Source organism: Streptomyces sp. NPDC050121, assembly GCF_044460385.1.
Classification (GTDB): Bacteria; Actinomycetota; Actinomycetes; order Streptomycetales; family Streptomycetaceae; genus Streptomyces; species Streptomyces soliscabiei.
The window spans coordinates 62,840-81,505 of the sequence record NZ_JBITJV010000030.1 but is presented as its reverse complement, the minus strand read 5'-3'; the positions used below and the strand labels follow the sequence as shown (position 1 = coordinate 81,505).

14 protein-coding genes are annotated in these 18,666 nt (G+C 70.3%); 9 read left to right on the top strand and 5 right to left on the bottom strand.

The window, feature by feature from the left end:
- Window positions 1-41: 41 nt before the first annotated feature.
- The 5 genes from ACIBTS_RS35010 (at window position 42) to ACIBTS_RS34990 (ending at window position 6,783) form a co-directional block, all read left to right on the top strand.
- Window positions 42-986 (top strand): ABC transporter ATP-binding protein, encoded by a 945-nt coding sequence (locus tag ACIBTS_RS35010; protein ID WP_399324725.1) that lies wholly within the window; start codon window positions 42-44, stop codon window positions 984-986.
- Window positions 983-2,551 carry a hypothetical protein gene (locus tag ACIBTS_RS35005; RefSeq protein WP_399324724.1) on the top strand — a complete coding sequence of 523 codons (1,569 nt, stop codon included), beginning with the start codon at window positions 983-985 and terminating at the stop codon, window positions 2,549-2,551. The genes ACIBTS_RS35010 and ACIBTS_RS35005 overlap by 4 nt, the downstream gene beginning before the upstream one ends.
- On the top strand, window positions 2,548-3,384 hold the full coding sequence (locus tag ACIBTS_RS35000) for an ABC transporter permease subunit (protein WP_399324723.1): 837 nt from the start codon (window positions 2,548-2,550) through the stop codon (window positions 3,382-3,384). The genes ACIBTS_RS35005 and ACIBTS_RS35000 overlap by 4 nt, the downstream gene beginning before the upstream one ends.
- A gap of 223 nt (window positions 3,385-3,607) precedes the next feature.
- A complete protein-coding gene (locus tag ACIBTS_RS34995; RefSeq protein ID WP_399324722.1) occupies window positions 3,608-4,117 on the top strand; it encodes a hypothetical protein in 510 nt (169 codons plus the stop codon).
- Between the two features lie 341 nt (window positions 4,118-4,458).
- Window positions 4,459-6,783 (top strand): glycosyl hydrolase family 95 catalytic domain-containing protein, encoded by a 2,325-nt coding sequence (locus ACIBTS_RS34990; RefSeq protein ID WP_399324721.1) that lies wholly within the window; start codon window positions 4,459-4,461, stop codon window positions 6,781-6,783.
- A 56-nt stretch (window positions 6,784-6,839) separates the two neighbouring features.
- On the opposite strand, the gene ACIBTS_RS34985 is transcribed toward ACIBTS_RS34990, so the two are convergent.
- Window positions 6,840-7,592: a polysaccharide lyase gene (locus tag ACIBTS_RS34985; RefSeq protein ID WP_399324720.1), complete on the bottom strand. Its 753-nt coding sequence runs from the start codon at window positions 7,590-7,592 to the stop codon at window positions 6,840-6,842.
- Between the two features lie 6 nt (window positions 7,593-7,598).
- Window positions 7,599-8,279 carry a polysaccharide lyase family 7 protein gene (locus ACIBTS_RS34980; RefSeq protein ID WP_399324719.1) on the bottom strand — a complete coding sequence of 227 codons (681 nt, stop codon included), beginning with the start codon at window positions 8,277-8,279 and terminating at the stop codon, window positions 7,599-7,601.
- Window positions 8,280-8,640: 361 nt separating this feature from the next.
- Here ACIBTS_RS34980 and ACIBTS_RS34975 point away from each other — a divergent pair, with 361 nt between their 5' ends.
- Together ACIBTS_RS34975 and ACIBTS_RS34970 are read left to right on the top strand one after the other, a co-directional pair.
- Window positions 8,641-10,335 (top strand): glycosyl hydrolase family 28-related protein, encoded by a 1,695-nt coding sequence (locus ACIBTS_RS34975; RefSeq protein ID WP_399324718.1) that lies wholly within the window; start codon window positions 8,641-8,643, stop codon window positions 10,333-10,335.
- A gap of 49 nt (window positions 10,336-10,384) precedes the next feature.
- On the top strand, window positions 10,385-11,659 hold the full coding sequence (locus ACIBTS_RS34970; RefSeq protein WP_399324717.1) for an alginate lyase family protein: 1,275 nt from the start codon (window positions 10,385-10,387) through the stop codon (window positions 11,657-11,659).
- A 71-nt stretch (window positions 11,660-11,730) separates the two neighbouring features.
- Here the strand turns inward: ACIBTS_RS34970 and ACIBTS_RS34965 are convergent, their stop codons facing one another.
- Window positions 11,731-11,904, bottom strand: coding sequence for a carbohydrate-binding protein (locus tag ACIBTS_RS34965; RefSeq protein WP_399324764.1), 174 nt, complete (start codon window positions 11,902-11,904; stop codon window positions 11,731-11,733).
- 726 nt (window positions 11,905-12,630) lie between these two features.
- Between ACIBTS_RS34965 and ACIBTS_RS34960 the strand changes: the two genes are divergently transcribed.
- Together ACIBTS_RS34960 and ACIBTS_RS34955 are read left to right on the top strand one after the other, a co-directional pair.
- Entirely contained in the window at window positions 12,631-13,098 is a 468-nt protein-coding gene (locus ACIBTS_RS34960; RefSeq protein WP_399324716.1) for a cytosine permease, read from the top strand.
- Window positions 13,099-14,172: 1,074 nt separating this feature from the next.
- Window positions 14,173-15,225, top strand: coding sequence for a substrate-binding domain-containing protein (locus ACIBTS_RS34955; protein WP_399324715.1), 1,053 nt, complete (start codon window positions 14,173-14,175; stop codon window positions 15,223-15,225).
- A gap of 63 nt (window positions 15,226-15,288) precedes the next feature.
- Here ACIBTS_RS34955 and ACIBTS_RS34950 read toward each other — a convergent pair whose 3' ends face one another.
- Both ACIBTS_RS34950 and ACIBTS_RS34945 read right to left on the bottom strand, forming a co-directional pair.
- Entirely contained in the window at window positions 15,289-16,389 is a 1,101-nt protein-coding gene (locus ACIBTS_RS34950; protein WP_399324714.1) for a LacI family DNA-binding transcriptional regulator, read from the bottom strand.
- 112 nt (window positions 16,390-16,501) lie between these two features.
- Window positions 16,502-18,661, bottom strand: coding sequence for an alpha-galactosidase (locus ACIBTS_RS34945; RefSeq protein WP_399324713.1), 2,160 nt, complete (start codon window positions 18,659-18,661; stop codon window positions 16,502-16,504).
- Window positions 18,662-18,666: the final 5 nt, after the last annotated feature.

The window sequence follows — 18,666 nt, the reverse complement described above, 5'->3', positions numbered from 1 at the left end:
TGTTCGGCCCCTGTAACGCGCTCCGTCGCAGGGTGTCGCCCATGAGCGATGAGAGTACGAAGGCGACGATCGAGGTCATCGGTCTGCGTAAACGCTTCGGGCCACGGCTGGCTCTGGACGGGATGACGTTCACCGTGCGGCCCGGACGGGTGACCGGCTTCGTCGGTCCGAACGGCGCGGGCAAGTCCACCACCATGCGCGTGATCCTGGGCCTTGACGCAGCTGAGGGAAAGGCCCTGGTCGGCGGGGTGCCGTACCGCACCCTGCGTCGCCCGCTTCGACATCTGGGGGCACTGCTCGACGCCTCCGCGCTGCAGCCGAGCCGCACCGCCCGTAACCACCTGCTGTGGCTGGCCCACTCACAGGGCGTGCCGCCTCGGCGGGTGGACGAGGTCATCGAACAGGCCGGCCTGGGCACGGCGGCCCGGCGCAGGGCCGGCGGCTTCTCGCTGGGCATGCGCCAGCGCCTGGGGATCGCGGCGGCGCTGCTCGGTGACCCGCCGGTGGTCATGTTGGACGAGCCGTTCAACGGCCTCGATCCCGACGGCATCGTGTGGATGCGCGGCTTCCTGTCGTCGCTGGCCCGGCAGGGCCGCGCCGTCCTGGTCTCCAGTCACCTGATGAGCGAACTCGAAGACACCGCGGACCATCTCGTGGTGATCGGTCGCGGCCGGGTCGTCGCGGACACCAGCGTGTCCGAGTTGCTCGCCGAGGCGTCCGGCGGCCGGGTCACCCTGCGTACCTCCGCGCCTGCGCGCGCCGCCCAAGTCCTGCACGGCGCGGACGCCACCGTTCTCGCCACCGGCCACGACACCCTCGGCGTCACGGGCCTGCCCGACGAGGAGATCGTGGCCCTGCTCGCCCGGAACGGGGTGCCGTTCTCCCAGGTGTCCGCGCACCGGGCGACGCTCGAAGAGGCGTACATGCAGCTCACCCGGCACGCGGTGGAGTACCGGGGCATCCCGGCGGGGGAGCCCACGCGATGACCGCCACCCTCACCTCTCGCCCCCCGGCCACGAGACGCGCTGGGCGGAGCGGGTTCTTCAGAACGCTGCACGCCGAGTGGACAAAGTTCCGTACGGTGCGCGGCTGGGTCCTCGCCATGGCGGGGGCGCTCGTGGTGACGATCGTGGTCGGCCTGCTCGGCACGGCCGCCCCCGCCCCCGCCCCCGGCGGTCGCGGCGCCGACTCCGCCTCGTATCCGAAGGGCCCCGGCGGCGAGGCCGTCAACGACAACTTCTACTTCGTCCACAGGACGCTCACCGGCGACGGCGCCCTCACCGTTCCCCTGCGGTCCCTGACCGGTGTGGCCGACACCGGGATCGGCAAGACGGCCCAGGGCGCCCAGCCCTGGGCGAAGGCAGGGATCATCGTGAAGGAAAGCCTCACCCAGGGATCCCCGTACGCGGCGGTCATGGCCACCGGCGGTCACGGCGTGCGCATGCAGTACGACTACACGCACGACACGGCGGGCCCTTCCGGCAAGGTCACCCAGGGGTCCCCGCGCTGGCTGCGGCTGGTTCGCTCCGGTGACAGCCTCACCGGTTACGCCTCTACCGACGGCTCCCACTGGACCAAGGTCGGCCATGCGAAGCTGCTTGGGCTTGCGCGCACCGTGCAGGCCGGGCTCTTCGCCACGTCACCGGAGGCGAAGCAGGACACCGCGGCGGGCACGGGCTTCGGCCCCGCCGTGGCCACCGGCACCTTCGGCCGTCCCGGCCTCACCGGTGGCTGGTCCCAGAGTGTGTGGAGCGGCACACAGGTGGGCGGCGACGCGGGCACTTCCGGCAGCTACACGAACACCACCAAGGGCGGCTTCACGCAGACCGACGGCGGCGGGTTCACCGTGACCGGGGCCGGTGACATCGCACCGGTCGTCGGCGGGCCCGTCATGGGCGTCGGCTTCTCCGTCGAGAACTTCCTCGTCGGTACCTTCGCCGGGCTGATCGTGGTGATCGCCGTGGGCACGGTGTTCATCACCGGCGAGTATCGGCGTGGTCTGCTGCGCACGACCGTGGCGGCAACTCCCCTGCGGAGCTGGGTGCTTGACGCCAAGGCATTGGTGGCCGGGGGCGTCGCGTTCGCCATCGGCCTGCTGGCCGCCGCGATCACCGATCCCATCGGGGAACGCAGCGCGCGCGGCAGGGGCTTCCATGTCTTCCCCGTCACGTCGGCGACCGAAGTGCGCGTCATGGTCGGAACCGGCCTGCTCTGCGCAGCCGCCACCGTGCTCGCTCTCGGCGTCGGTGCCCTGCTGCGGCGCAGCGGCACGGCGGTCGCCCTGGTCATCGCATCGATCGTGCTGCCCTTCCTGCTTGCCACTTCCGGCGTACTGCCCCCGGGCGTCTCGGAGTGGCTGCTGCGGGTGACCCCGGCTGCGGGCTTCGCCATCCAGCAGACCCTGCCGCAGTACGCGCAGGTGCTCAGCGTGTACGAGCCGTCGACCGGCTACTACCCGCTGGCGCCATGGGCCGGCCTCGCCGTGCTGTGCGGATACGCCGCGCTCGCCTTCGGCCTGGCCGTGGTGCGGCTGCGTGGGAGGGACGTATGAGTCTCCTGAGCGGTGCACGACTCGCGAGCACGGCCGACGGCGCGTGGCGAGGGGACTTCGGCCGCGCCTTGTGCGCGGAGTGGACAAAGCTGCGCACTGCAGGGGACATGGGCAGGTTGCTTCTGCTCGCCGTCGCGCTGACCGTGGCCGTCGGCTGCGGCACCGCCAAGGCTGTGAAGTGCCCGGACGCGGGGTGCGGCCAGGACGCCGTCAAGCTCGCCCTGACCGGCGTCACCGTCGGGCAGGCGGTCATCGCCGTCCTCGCGGTGCTGGCCGTCAGCGGCGAGTACGGCACCGGGATGATCCGCACCACGCTCATGGCAGTGCCAAACCGGATCACCATACTCACCGCCAAGGCGACGATCCTCACCACGGTCGTCCTCGTCTCCGGGACGGCTGCGGTCCTGGTCTCCCTCCTCGCCGGCCGCTACATCCTGCCCGGCAACGGATTCACCGGGGCGCACGGCTACGCCCCGCTCTCCCTGGCCGACGGCCCGACCCTGCGGGCGGCCGTGGGCTCGGTCCTCTACCTCGTCCTGATCGCCCTGATCGGCCTCGGCGTGGCGACGGCGGTACGGGACGCGGCGAGCGCCATCGGGATCGTGCTCGGGCTGCTCTACGTCTTCCCGGTCGTCACCCGGGTGGTCAACGACCCGGAGTGGCAGCGCCACATCCAGCAGATCTCACCCATGACCGCCGGGCTCGCGGTCCAAGCCACCGTCCATCTGCACGAGCTGCCCATCGGCCCATGGGCCGGCCTGGGCGTGGTCGCGGCGTGGGCCGCGGCCGCGCTGCTGGTCGGCAGCCTGCTGCTGCACAGGCGCGACGCGTAGCCGAATCGAGCCGTCCGCGAGCACGGTGGCTTCGGGCACCTCCCCGGCCCGGCGCCTCACCCGGTCAACGATCCGGCCGACCGGGAGCGATGCCGGGCGGGCGGGTCTTCAAGATGCCGACCCGGACCCACCGTCCGCCGCCGATCGGGCGGCTTCCGCTTCGGGCACGGTGCGGGGGCCGGGCGCCATGGACGCCGTGGCGGCGAGGGCGAGGTGTGAGTTCATGTCCAGCTCGAACCGACCGCAGGGGTTCACGTGGGTCCAGAACAGCGGGGACAGGGCCCGCCGGTCGGCGTCGGTGAGTCGCTTCTGCCGGCTGCTGCTCGCGGGGTGGGCGGCGCAGTGGCTGACCGACGGCCGCGACAGCGAAGCCCTTCGCGAGATGGCCGGACTCAACGGCCGTGATACCCGGGCCCTGGCTGACCTGCTGCCCACTGTTCTGGCCGAGATGGGCGTCGACCCCCTTCCGGGCACCCTCGAAGCCGTAACGATGGTCTTCCGGAACATCGCCGCAGACTGCCTGACCGGTCGCCTCGATGAGCGCGCAGTCGTACAGCAGGTCGAGGAGATCGTCATCAGCCACGACTACGCCTCCGAGATCATCGACCTCCCGCTCGGCCTGCTGTACGGCCTCGACGACGAGTGGCAGGGCGGATGGGGCGCCACCGTGGAGCAACTGCGCGCGACAGTTCGCGCTCGATGCACGGACCAACTGGCCCAGTCTCCGACGTAGCTGACGCCCGCTGCGATAACGCAGCAGGTCAGGCCATGATCGACCGCCGCGCGAAATCCTGGGCTGGATCGGTCGACCCCGCCGACAAGCAGGTCGCGACTTGCCCCGACTACGTAGAACTACTTGTCACTTCGCGGCAGCTTCGCTGAGCGAGGACCTGCCGGTGGCGATGAGTGCTCTACGGACACTTACGGAAGAACGTCATCGAGCCGATGCGAGGTCCTTCAGAGTCGCGATCGACGCTCTCTTCCTGATTTCCGATACATCGGAGGTCTTCCCCTGTCCCTCAAGGGCCTGCACTATGCCCTGGAAGTTCACAACCGGAAATGGGAGGCACCTACGTGACCGCGACGCCAGGGAACGGGATCTCTCGAAGAGGTGTGATCGGCACGGCGGCCGCGGTCGCCGCGGGGGGTTGGTCGATCGGGTCCGGCACCGCCTGGGCGGCGTCCCCGTCGTCGGGAGGGGCGACGGACCTGTACGAACGGATGGCCAGGGCTGCCGCCTTGCGGTGGCGGCGGATGCCCGGCGACTGGAAGGACGGCCCCTTCCTCGGCAACGGTCTGCTCGGGCTGCAGGTGTACCGAGGCGCGACGGCCAACTCCGTGAAAGTCATGGTCAGCCACAGCCAGGTACAGGACCAGCGACCTCAGTGGCGGGCTCCGTACGGGTTCTCCCGGTTACCCATAGGGCATTTCGACCTCACCCTCGCCGGCGAGGTGACCGGCATCGACTGGACCCTGGACATCTGGGACGCCGAGCTGCGCGGTGTCGTCACCACCACCCGGGGCAGCGTCCGCTTCTCGATGCTGGTGCACAACGCCCGTACCGCGCTTTTGATCTCCACCCGGCCCGGTGCCGGTGAGGAAGCCGCGGCCTGGTCGTTCAACTGGTTGTCCGCCATTTCGCCACGTGAAAAGGACAAGCCCGCCGACTACACGGGTAACCCCGACCCCCGGACCGGATCCGCCGGCGCCACCCACTACGTCGAGCAGCCGCTGATCGCGGGCGGCGGATGGACCACCGCCTGGCGTGAACGGCGCGTCGGCAGCGGCAGGTTGCTGGCCGCGCACATCGTCTACCGCTACCCCGACGACCTGTCGCGCGCGACGAGGCTGGCCGTCGCCGAAGTGGCCCGCACGCTGTCCACGGAACCGGACGACCTGGTGCGCGACCACCGCGCCTGGTGGCACCGCTTCTACCGACGCAGCCTGCTGTCGGTACCGGACAAACGCATCCAGGACTTCTACTGGATCCAGCTCTACAAGGCCGCCTGCGCAACCCGGGCCGGCGGGCCCTCGATGTCCGAGTGGGGGCCGTGGTACCCGGAGACCGGGGGCAGCTGGAGTGCCGTGTGGTGGAACCTCAACGTGCAGATCGCCACCTGGCTGGTCCAGGGGTCCGATCACCCCGAACTCGACTCCGTCACCTCCACCTTCAAGAACTTCGAGAAGTACCTGCCGCTGTCCGTCCCGCCGGAGTTCCAGGACGGCGCCACCTACGCCCTGGCCCACCCCTCGGACTGGATGCTGCGCCCCGGCGCCAAGACCGTCGGCGTCCCCGGCACCTCCACCAAGACCGACAACAACGGCAATCTCATCTGGGCCATGCACAACGTCTGGCTCAGCTATCGCCACACCATGGACCTGTCGATCGTGCGTGACGTCCTCTACCCGATCCTCGTCAAGGCGGTGAACTTCTACGACCACTTCCTGTACGAGGGCGGCGACGGAAAACTGCATCTGCCGCTCACCCGCTCGCCCGAGTGGGCGGACGCCACCGACTGCACGTACGACCTGTCCCTGATCCGCTGGGGCTGCGCGACCCTCCTCGACTGCCTGCGCCTGCTGCGTACGGACCATCCACGCGCCGGACGCTGGCGCGAGATCCTCCAGCGCCTGGTGGACTACCCACGTGACGCGACCGGCGTCAACATCGGGGCCGGCAAGCCGCTCACCGAGTCCCACCGGCACTTCTCGCACATGCTGTGGCTCTTCCCGCTGCACGAACTGAGCTGGGACCGGCCCGCCGACCGGGACACCATACGGACGACCTTCGACCACTGGGTCAAGGACCGCAGCCTGTGGGCCGGTTACAGCTACGCCGCCGCGTCCTCGATGGCCTCCCTGATGGAGCGCCCTGAGGACGCGCTCGACCACCTGACCTTCTTCACCGACGGCAACCTCATCAAGAACGCGTGGATGACCGCCAACACCATGTACGTCGAGGGCGGGAACCTCGCCGTCGAGAGCCCGCTGACGGCGGCCCAGTCGGTCCTCGACATGGCGGTGCAGAGCCACGGCGACGTCGTACGGGTCTTTCCCTCCGTGTCACGGCGCTGGCCCGACCTGTCGGTCCAAGGGCTGCGCGCCCAGGGCGCGTTCCTCGTCGACGCGGACCGGTCGAGCGGCCGGACCCGATGGGTGCGCGTCCACAGCGAGGCGGGCGCCCCGCTCCAGCTGCAGCACGGCATCGACGGCGCCATCGACGTGCGGGACGAACGCGGGCGGCGGCTGAGCTACCGGGAGACAGGGGCCGGCCGCGTCCGGATCCAGCTCGGCCGGAACGACACCGCCGTCGTTCTCCCACGCGGCACCCACCCGGACCTGGCTCCGCGTGAAGTGCCGGCCGTCGGCGACGCGAAGCCGTGGGGCCTGCCGGACTGAGCCGGTGCCCGCGTCGAACCCCCCGGCAACGTGCACGTTGCCGGGGGCAGCGGCCGTCAGGACCAGTTGGCCGGTTCGGCGAGAGCGTACGACGAGGCGATCCGGTGGTTGTCGTGGTGGATCGTCAGTACGTCGGGGCCGCTGGGCGTGCCGTCCCGCCACGCGGTGCAGTAGATGCCGTTCGACCAGCGGATGGTGCGCGAGGTCGACGGCAGGACCGTGATGCCGGTCATGCTGACGGTCTTCCTGCCGTTGAGCCAGACCTCGAAGGCTCCCGCGGAGTTCCCGGCCAGCTTCAGGCGGGCGACGACGCGCAGCCACGTACCGCGCAGGGCCGTGATGGAGCCGACGGCGCCCTTGATGCCGCCGGAGCCGCCGAAACGGATCTCGTCGCCGATGACGAACATCAGGAGCCAGGGGCCCTCCGGGTCCTCCGGCGACCACTGCTGGAAGGTGACGTTCTGGTCATGGAACTCCCAGTCGGGGGCGAGGCGGATGGCCTGGCCGTAGTACATGTCCTCGCCGACGCTCTGCGCGCCGCGCTGGATGACCTCCGAGTGGTAGCCGCCCATCTCGCCGATGTACGTCTGGGTCGCCTCCAGACAATGGGCGCCCTTGTACACCGGGGAGTCCACGGTGGCGATCACGCCGTCCTTCTGTGCGTAGGCGTAGTCCCACCCCTCGACGCTGCCGCGGTTGTGGAAGTACACCTCGTCGGCGGCGTACGCCTGCCCGACCGCGCCGTTCGCACCGACCGTGCCTGCCAGGACGGTGCCGCCGAGCATGGCGAGAGCCTGTCGTCTGCGCACGTCGGGTCACCTCGTCCAGTAGCGGATGTTGCGGAAGCGGGCCTCGGCGCGGCCGGAACCGTGGTTGTACACGCCGTTCTTGAAGTACCGGGTGGCGGGGCCCCGGTCGTCGACCGTGAGAATGAGGGAGTCGTCGAAGTAGACCTTGATGGTCCCGGTCCCGGTGCTCGCCTGATGGGCGATCTTCACGTTGAACCACTTGTCGTACGCGTTCGTCCGGAGCACGGTGCCGTCGTAGCGCCGCACGGTGCCGCCGCCCGTGTCGTAGACGTTGAGCATGATGTCGGTGGCGGGGGTGCCGGACGGGTGGACGCCTCGCAGGATCTGGACGAAGGAGGCGGCGTCGGTGCCGGACGGGAGGTAGACGTCGGCGTCCCACATGCGGTTGCCCGTCTTGTAGTCGACCTTCCAGCGCATCTCGGTACGCGGGTCGGTCGAGCTGTCCTCCTCGAACGGCTCGTCGGTGTCGTACACCCACATGCGGTGCACGCCGTCGTTGTAGCTGTGCCGGTCACCGAGGTCGAGGTTCCAGGGTTTCTGCCAGCTGTACGTGAACGAGGTCTGCGTCCAGCCGTCGGTCGGGTCGGCGGCCGGCGCCGCGGTGGCGAGCGGGACCTTCGGCAGGGCGAGTGCGGCGCCGCCGGCCAGCAGGCCGGCCCCGGCCCGTAGGACGGATCTCCTGTACATCGGGTGTCCTTTCCGGTGCGTGGGTGGTGGTGGCCGATCATGTCGGCCGTCCTCCGGACCCGGAGTCGTCGAAGCGCCGGCCGGGTCCGGCCGGGTGCGTAAGGGGGCACACGGCGTCGAAGTCCCGACCGCGTCGAGCGAGAACGCAGGCAACCTCAATACATCGGAGGAGTCAAGGACTTGAACCAGGTTTGTTGACGACCCGTCAGCTATCGGATGCACAAGCCCCTGGCGGGCGCCCTGATTCGAGCTTTGCCCTGCATGTCTCTTTCCCGTCCCCGGAAAGGCATGGCATGCTCACGACCGGCATAGCTGTGAACGTTGTTCATCTACATGAATAACTGTGGAGGAGCGAGCGGACATGAGCGAATTACCTGGCAGTGAGAGCCGAGACGGATACACCGGCATCACGAGACGAGGCCTGCTGGGCAGCGCCGCGGTCGTTGCGGCCTACGCCGCGACGGGTGGCACAACCGCTGCCGCCGCGTCCGGCACGCACGGGCAAGTCCCGTATTTATGGCGCGAGTTCACGCGCACCCCCTATGCCCACCCGCAGATCCCCTACGTCGGCCGGGCCGGCTACCGCGGCGGACAGGTGCGCTTCGTCCGCCACCCCCGCCTGTTCGACGTACGCGCTTTCGGGGCCAAGCCCGGCGGCACCACCGACTCCGCTCCCGCGATCAACCGTGCCATCGCCGCTGCCGGCCGGGCCGGTGGTGGCACGGTCTTCATCCCGCCCGGCACCTTCCGCATCGACGATGTCATACGGGTCGGCCACTCGAACGTCGTCCTGCGCGGCGCCGGAAGCGGCCGCACCAGGCTGTACGCCACGCGCAACCTCACCGAACTGATCGGCGTCTACGGCTCCCGCTACGGCGGTGACAAGTCGTCCTGGTCCTGGGCGGGTGGCCTCATCTGGCTCGCACCCGAGGCCCGTTGGAACTCCCTCACCGAGGCGATCCGAGCCAAGGCGTGGCCGTTCGAGGGATGGACGGGCAACCGGCGCGACGAGTGGCGGCCGCTCACCGGTGTCGCCCCCGCCCGGCAGGGCTCCTGGACGGTGACGGTCACGAGCCCCGCCGGGCTGCGTCCCGGCGCCCTCGTCCTCCTGCGGCTCGCCGACGACCCCGGCCACACCCTGCTGGAGCACATGGCGGGCGGAGGGCCCGGCCCCGAGGCGTACTCCTGGGACGACAAGACGAAGCTGACCTCGTACGTCCCCTACGAGTGGCCGGTGCGCATCGCCGGTGTCCACGGCAGGAGGGTCACGCTCGAACGTCCCCTCCCGCTGGACGTACGGCCGGAATGGAACCCTCAGCTCACCACCCACGTACCGGAGCTGACGGGCTCGGGCGTCGAGGGCCTGACCCTGGAGGCCGTGGAGACACCCCAGCAGCAGCACCTTCTCGACAAGGGGTACAACGGCGTCACCCTGCAGTGCGCCTACGACTGCTGGGTGGATGACATGACGGTCCGTCATGTCGACAACGGCTTCGGCCTGGTGGCCGCCTCCGCCTGCACCCTGCGCCGGACCCGGGTCGCGGGTCGCGGCTCCCACCATCCCTACTTCTGCCGCGAAGGGTCGCACGACAACCTCATCGAGGACTTCACCATCGAGGAGCGCACCAGCCCCGCGCAGTCCAACACCCAACTGCACGGCATCAACGTCGAGGGACTGTCCTCGTACAACGTGTGGTCGCGCGGTGACATGCGGATGGGCACCTTCGACAGCCACCGCGGTATGCCCTTCGCCAACGTCCGCACCGACATCATCGTGAACAACAACGGCCGTCACGGTGGTGACGCGAGTGCGGGGCCCCTGTTCGGCGCCCGCTTCGCGCACTGGAACATCCGCGTCACGAACGGCCGGGCGGGCCTGATGAAGATCGACGCCCTGGCACCGTACTCCGCCACCGTCGGCGTCAACGAGGTCACGGAGTTCGACCAGATCGACGTCCCCGACTTCACGGGCGACCTGCACACGCGACTGGAGCTGTACGGCAGCCCCGGCGCGGTGCGTCCGCAGAACCTCTACGAGGCCCAGCGCAGGCTGTAGGCCGCGCCACGCCAACCCCTGACTTCACATGCGTGATCGGAGTTGACCTATGAGCGCTCGCTCCCGCCTGGGTGTCCTCCTCGCGGCCCTGGCCGCGTTCACCGCCGGCGCGGTACCCGCGGCGACGGCGAGGGTGGAGCACCCGGAGCCCAAAGCCCCGCACACCGCCGTCCTCGACGGCACCCGCATGCAGCAGACCAAGATCCGTCTGGACCGCGACGACCCACAACTGCGGCGATCCGCAAGGGCGTTGACGGCTCGTGCCGACGGGTGGCTGAACCAGGGCCCCTGGACGGTCGTCGACAAGCCCAAGCCGGCACCCGGGGGTGACACCCACGACTATCTCAGTCAGGCCCCGTACTGGTGGCCCTCCACGCCACCGACCCCCGACAACCCGTGGGGCTGCCCGTATGTGCAGCGCGACGGGGAGCGCAACCCCGAGGTCGACACCGGAACCGATCGCCAGGACGTCGAGAAGGTCTTCGACTCCGCATACGACCTGTCCCTGGCCTGGTACTACACCGGCGAGAAGCGGTACGCCGTCAAGGCCGGGCAGATCCTGCGCGCCTGGTTCCTCGATCCGGCCACGAAGATGAACCCGAACCTGAACCACGCGCAGTTCATCCCCTGCACATACGACGGCCGGGCCATCGGCATCATCGACTTCTCACAGTCGTACACCGGCGTCCTCGACGCGCTGGCCATCCTGGACACCGGCACCGCCGGCTGGACCAGGACCGACCGTGCCGGCATGGCGCGGTGGAACACCTCCTTCCTCGACTGGCTCAAGAACAGCGACTTCGGCAAGCAGGAGGGGGCCGCGAAGAACAACCACGGCACCTTCTACGACATGCAGGTCGCCGCCCTCGCCTACGCGACGGGCGACACGAACCTGGCCCGGCGCACCGTCCTGAACGCGCAGAGTGCACGCATCGCCCCGCAGATCGCCGCGGACGGCAGCCAGCCCCAGGAGCTGTCCCGGACCCGCAGTTGGCACTACTCGACCTTCGACCTGGTCGCGTACACCCGGCTCGCGGCCATTGGCCGGCACGTCGGTGTGAACCTGTGGAAGTACCAGGGCCCTGACGGGCAGAGCCTGTTCAAAGCGGTGGACTACCTGCTACCCGCCGCGACCGGAGCCGCCGCGTGGCCGCATCCGGAGCTCGAGTTCTACCAGTACGCGGCCACCGACGTGGTGCACGCGGCCGCCGACGCGGGCGACCGTCGGGCCCAGCGGTCGGTGCCCTCGCTTCAGGAGCCACCGGGCGGCGATCTGTGGGCGCTGCGTCCGGCTGCGGAACAACTGGACTCCATTGCGGGGTGACATCGCAGCGCGGCGGGGACGCGACAGGCCGGGCGACGGGAGGGGAATCCCGCCGCCCGGCCCGTCCCGTGTCAGGGCCTGATCGTCAGCCAGTCGAGCGCGGCGACCCGGGCCGCGCCCTTCGCCACGAGGTAGAGGTCGTGCGTTCCGGTGATCTCGCGCTTCAGGGTCACGGACTGCTCCTGCCAGCCACCGTCGGCCGCGACGGGAAGCACGGCGGCCGGCGGACCGTCCGGCGCGTCCAGGCGCCGGCTCCTGGTCCAGCAACTTCATGACCGAGTGGCACCAGCGCTACCGGGGTCCAGGCGTGCTCATCTACTGACACGTCGAGAAGAAGGAACACCCCGCGACCTGGACCCCCGAACGCCTCACCACGGCAGCCGGCAACCTCAACCGGCTACTTCGCCCAGGCTCGACCGCCCCTGCCCAGCCGACCCGCCAGAAGCACGCCGGGGCCGACGCCTGAGGTGGGCCGCGAGGCATCCTGCCGAGAGAAGATGGGCAACCCAGTGGTCTGCCCCCAGCTCCCGGATCCGCCGCCAGGCGATATCCATCTGCGCGGAATGATCGCCGCGTGGCGATTATCGGACGACTGCAGGACAGGGGCGGTCAGGCCCGCCGGCCGGTGAGGTCGGGTGTCCCGGGTTCTGCCGCTGACCGCGTTCGTCGGCGGTGAGCGGCAGGCGAGATCAGCGATGCCGCCGAGCCGCACGGCGAGGTGTCGTTCGTTCGGACTGCCGGGATGGGGCCTACTGCCGCGCGGCGTTGCCGCGGAGCCCGAGCCTTGTGATCGTGCGGCGGAGTGCGGTGCGGATCGCCTGCGTCGTCGACGGGTCGAGCGGTGTGGAGAGGTGGTCGATCTCCAGACCCGCGATGACCGAGAGAATGATCTCTGAGTCTGTCTCGGGAACCTGATCACGGGCCTGTCGACCTTCGTCAAGATCTCGAACTCGTTCCGGACCCGTGCAGCGATGATGCTGCCGACCCTCGCCATCGGTCTGGGCCTGGCCGTCACGGCCTCACAGGACTTCACCGGCAACCTGACGGCGTTCCTGTCGTTCCTGCTTCTGCTGCTCATTCCCTGGGGTGCGGTGAACCTCGTGGACTTCTACCTCGTCCAGCACGGAGCGTACGACGTCCCCGGCATGTACATCCGCGGCGGAAAGTACTGGAGCGACCCGGCCACATGGACCCACAACGGGGTCAACCTCAAGGTCCTCATCGCCTTCGTGATCGGCGTGGTGTCCGGTATTCCGGCCATGAGCAACGCGTGGTACGTCGGGCCCGTCGCGCGACACTTCTCCAACGCCGACCTGTCCTGGATTCCCGGCATGGTGGTCACCTCGGTCGTCTACCTGGCGCTCGTCCGTGTCGGCCGCGACGCCCGTGGCAAGTCGTTCACGGCAGTCGCGAGCCAGCAGCAGACATCTCCCCTGTGACCAGAACTCCCAGCTCTGGTGCCCAAGCCTGACCTGAGTTTCGGCCCGCCGGAGTCGAGCATGGTTGACGCACCGGGCATCGCCGACCACCTCCGCCGGCCGGCCGAATCCGCCTCAGGCACGCTCAGGCAACAAGGGACTCGAACAGTGCGGCAACTGGGCCTGGGGCGGAGATGACGCCGTCATGCCCCCTGGGAGTTCTGCGAACTTCCAGTGAGGCCCGTGCAGCGTGAAGTTAGCAGGTCAAGGGTCTGGTGTGAGGGGCGAGCGGATACTCATGGTGGTCGTCGGCGGGTGTCCACGGCGAAGATCGTCTGCCGTGGCGGCCGTTGCCGTTGCCGTTGTCGGGTTCTGCCGTGCCGAGGACCGTGCCGCTCTTACCATCCGTCAGCGGGACGGTAGGGGGTGTCGCGGGGAGGGCGTTGGTATGCAGGAGCTGGAGCGGATCACAAGCTCGCCGGACTGAACTGGACGTGCTGGCCGAGGAGTTGGCCATGCGGCCGCAGGAGGTCCAGGCCGGCCGAGTGGGAGGAACTGGTGATCGCGGAGCGGGTGCTGAACCGGCTGGCCGAGCAGGACCGGGCCGCGGCGGAAACCGCCGTCGCCCCGGCTCTCGCCCGGGAGGCGGGGCGGGCGGTCCTATCGCGCTCACCGACGACCGGGGCCGGCTGCTCTTGGTCTCGGCGGGCCCGGCCCGGACGCACCTCGGAGATCACTGCCTGCCGCTCGCCGCTGAGCGATAACCAGCGCCGCAGACCTTGGCCTGTGGAAACGGCCACAGAGGCGCCGCCCCGACACCGGGGGCGGGGCCTCCGGGCCGCTCGCTTCGGAGGTTCGTCTGACGCCCCTCCAGCCGGATTGACCGCGCCTGACGGCGGGGGGACGACGACTTCCGTCCCCCCGCCCGCGGAACTGCCGGGGCAGAGCCGAGCCCGCCCCCTGTGTCCGGGCGGAGCGCTTTGTCTGGGAGCTGTTGCACGGAGGACTTGGTGAATAGCCTGTGTCCCAGTGCTCCTGCGCAGGCTTCTTGGCTGGACAGGGGCGGCCAGGCCACGGTGAACAGGAATTGCTGCTGTGACTGATACTCCATCCGCAGGTACCCCGGTCGGTCACGAGCGCTCGCGCCTCGTGGATCCGCCGTGGCCGACCATCGCCTACATACCCGAGCCCATGGACGGCGTGCCGGTGCTCGCGCTTTCGGTGCTCGAGGACGGTTCCCGGACCTGGGACCGCAGCCGGAGACGGTTCGGGGAGCTGATCAGAAAGCACGCTCACCGCGAGCCTTCGGCTGGGGGTGACCAGGGCGACATCGTGGAGATCCTGTTCCCGGAGCTGGTGCACATGTGGGGGGCGGAGATCCTCCGCGGTGTGGAACGCGTCGCCAGGGAGAACCGCGTCGGGGTGGTGTTCTCGGAGCTCGGTTTCGACCGGGCGACCGCGGTGTACCTCGATGGCAGCGGGGGGCAGAGCGGGCAGGATGTGCTGTCTATCACGTTCCTGCGGGAGGGCCAGCGGGAGCGACTGCGGGCCCAGGGAATCCCCTTCGTCGTGTTCGACCCGGCCGAGGAGCTTGCCGAGGACGTGCCGTTCGTGAGCGCGACGCATTGGAAGGGGGCACGGGCCGCGGTCGGGTATCTGGCAGACCTGGGTCATCGGCGCATCGGCATGATCAGCGGGCCCGACCACTCGTTCTGCGTCGCCCGGGTGGCCGGGTACACCTCCGCGCTTCAGGAGGCGGGCCTCGGGCGGGAGCCGGATCTGTTCCTTCGCACCGGGCTGACCCGTGAGGACGGATACGCGGCGGCACGTGAGCTGCTGTCCCGTCCGGACCGGCCCACCGCCGTGTTCACCGCCAGCGACATGCAGGCCATCGGGCTCTATCAGGCTGCCCGGGAACTCGGCCTGTCGATCCCCCGGGACCTGAGTGTGGCGAGTTTCGACGATCTTCCCGTCGCAGCGTGGATGGACCCGCCGTTGACGACCGTGCGCCAGCCGCTGACGGCCATGGCCAGGGCGGCCGCGGAACTCGCCCTCGCTCTCGGCAGCGGCGAGGACGTGCCGCAGACAAGGCTCGACATCGCCACGTCACTGGTGGTCCGGGACAGTACCGCCCCGCCGGCGTTCTGAGCGAATGTCGCCGCAGTCGGCGGCACTGCCCGGCGGCGCACCGTGAACAGCGGTTCCCCCGTGCTACCTGGGCTCCTTGCGGGCTGCCCGCGCCGGGCGAGCCTTCGGCGGGGCGGTGCTGGCCCGGACGGTGAGAGTGGTGGCGATCTCGAGGCCGACCTGGCCCACCTCCTCGCCGCGGCCGAGCGCGAGAGCCAACTCGGTCGCGGCCACGGCCATTTCGGTCAGCGGCTGATGCACGGTCGTCAGCGGCGGTTCCACCCAGGCCGCGATGGGCAGGTCGTCGAAGCCGACGACGCTCAGGTCCGCAGGGATGGACAGGCCCAGCTCGCGGGCGGCCTGGTAGACGCCCACGGCCTGGAAGTCGTTCGCGGTGAACACGGCGGTGGGCCGGTCGTCGCGGGACAGCAGGTCGCGGGCGGCCGCGTGCCCCTCCTCGCGGGTGGGCTGGGTCTGCACCAGCAGGTCGGGCTCGGCGGGGACGCCGGCCTCGGCCAGTGCGGCGAGGTATCCGGCCTTGCGGGCGAGGAAGTACGGGTGGTCCGGGCCGCTCAGCATGGCGATGCGCCGGTGTCCCAGGCCGAGCAGGTGCCGGACGGCGGTGTGGCCGCCGCGGAAGTCGGTGGCGCCGACGAAGGGCACGTCGTCCGGCAGGTCGTTGATCGGGTGGATGACGACGAACGGGATGCCCTTCGCCTCCAGTTGCTCGCGTTCCTTCTGCGAGAGCTGGGACACGGACAGCACGCAGCTGGGACGGCGCCTGACAGTGTCGTCGATGGATATGGGCTGGCTGTCGTGGAGCGCGAGCTCGGAGACCATGACGCCGGCGCGGTTCCTGCGCGCCACCCGCTCCACGCCGCGGATGATCTCCACCGCCCACAGGCTCTCCAGCTCCCGGAAGACCAGCTCCACCACGTTGGCGCGGTTGGCCGCCGACTTCCGGTAGCCGTAATGGTTGATCAGTTCTTCGACGCGGGCCCGGGTCTGGTCGGAGACTCCCGAGCGACCGTTGAGCACCTTGGAGACGGTGGGGATCGAGACGCCGGCGGATTCCGCGATGTAGGCGATGGTGACGGAACCCGGCTTGTCGGCAGGAGAGCTCTGCTCGTCCACCGTCGGCTCGCCCGATCCGTTGTCCGTCACGTTCTCCCCTTCCTCGACCATGGCTGCACCCGGGGCCCGCCTCCTGGTACGGGAGGGACGGCTGCGACGCGCGAGCGTGCCTGCTGGGGTCATTCTGGCATCCCGGGCCCGGGGCGGAGCCCCTCATCAGGCTTCACCCGGTCGGCGTCGCCGGTCCAGCGGCCTCCTGCCCGCCGGTTTCCGGGACGAGCCGGAGCACGACGGCGGACGGCGCGGCGGGGAGGGTCAGCTTCAGGGCGGCGCTCTCCTGGTTCCAGTGGGAGCGTGCCTGACTGGTGGAGGGGTACAGCACCTCCGCGCGTACGGCGGCGTCACGGAACTGCGGCAGCGGGAGCACGGTGGTGTCCTTCCCGCCCGGGCGGCGCCAGACAGTGAGGTAGGTGGTGGCCGGGGTGTGCAGGGCGAGGGCGATCCACGGGTCGTCCCAGGCAGGGAGTCCGAGCGGCCAGGTGGGCAGTGCGGTGGCCAGGTCGGCGCGCAGGGCCTTGTGTGCGGCCACCGCTTCGGCGACCAAGTCCTGTGCGGCGGGCGACAGTTCGGGGAGCCGCCCGGAGAGGTGGATCCGCCCGAGCAGGGCGTTGGCCATGGTGAAGGCGACCTCGTCGAGGGTGTCCTCCGGCTGCGGGTAGGCCCAGACGGCGCCCTGTTCGGGGGTGACCGCGGTGGGCGCGGAGGCCGCGATCGGTGCGTAGAGGGTGAGGTTCTGCTGGTCGCTGGTGGACTGGAGCTGGAGCCGGGACAGCAGCGCGTAGTCGGTGCGCATGCCGCCGGAGGCGCAGTTCTCCAGGACCAGGTCGGGGTGGCGGTCCAGGACGCCGTCCAGCCAGTCCAGGTGGGCGCGGTTGTGGCCGAGCAGGCCGTCGGCGGCAGCCTCGCCCGGGTTCTTGCTGGTGCCCGGCCCGGGGTCGATGTTGTGGTCCAACTTGAAGTAGCCGATGCCGAGTTCGCCGACCAGGCGGTCCACCACCCGGTCGAGGTGGTCGCGTGCGGCCGGGTGGCGCAGGTCCAGGTGGTAGCGGCCGGTCTCGACGACCCGGACGCCGTCGCGGCGGAAGAACGCCTCCGCCGGCAGCGAGTGGGCCAACGGGCTGGTCACGCCGACGACTTCGGGTTCGAGCCAGAGGCCGGGGACCATCCCGTGCTGCCGGATGCGGTCCAGCACCTCGTGGATGCCGCGCTCCCCGGGGAAGCGGGAGGACGAGGGCTCCCAGGCGCCGACGCTGGTCCACCAGTTGCCCTCGTCGTCGTCGTACCAGCCGGCGTCGATGACGAAGTACTCGGCACCCGCCGCGGCGGCCGCGTCGATGTGGGGGAGCAGTTTGGCCGTGGTCGGGTCGCCCATCAGGCAGTTCATGTAGTCGTTGAAGATGACGGGCAGGCGCCGGTGGTCGGGGTGCGGTCGGCGGACGGCGCGCCGGTACCGGGTGAGCGCGGCGAAGGCCTCGTCGGGTCCTTCGACGCCGAAGGCGATCGCGACCGGGACGGTCTCGAACGAGGCGCCGGGCTCCAGCAGCCGGGACCAGCCGTGCCGTCCGGCACTCGGTCCGGACAGGGCCAGGTATGCGGAGTCGTCGTGCTCGCCGCACTCCCAGTGCCAGCCCCCGCCGTTGTGCTCGATCTGCCACACCCACGTCCGGCCGGTCCGGCGGTCGGTCAGCCCGCCCATCGGCAGCCGGTCGCAGCTGGACCACGTGCCCTGCCCGGCGACGGCGAAGCCGCCCTTGCCGTACCGGTAGTGGACGCGGCCGCTGAGGACCGGTGAGCTGAGCCGCATCGGCCGGCGCTGCCAGCGGTACTCGGCGAGCCAGTCGTTCTCCGCCCACAGCAGGTCGGCCGCCTCGAGGTCCGCATCCGCGGTGAGGCCGCCCAGCACGAGGGAGGTGACGGACTCCAGGCGCAGGCTCCGGGTGCTCTCGTTGCGGATCACAACCTGGCTGCGCAGCGCCGGGACGCCGTCGGGGGAGCTGAGGACCACCTCCGCGGCCAGTCCGCCGGCCGGGTCATGGAGCTGGACGGTCAGCCGGTGCCAGGCGCCGTCCCGGGCTGCGGTGTGCCCGCGGTAGCGCAGGTCGGCGCCGATGACGGTGTCGATCACCCGGTGTCCGGACCAGTGGTGGCCGTGGCTGGTGGTGGTGGCTTCGACGAGCGGCAGGGGCGCCGCCGCGGGCGGTTCCGCGGGCAGTTGCCCGGGGACGCCGAACCGGCGCAGCCGTGGCGGGCCGTCCGGGTCGGTGCCGATCTCCAGGTGGAGGGCGTCGTGGCCCCAGCGGATGGTGGGGGATTCCTCGGTCACGGGGA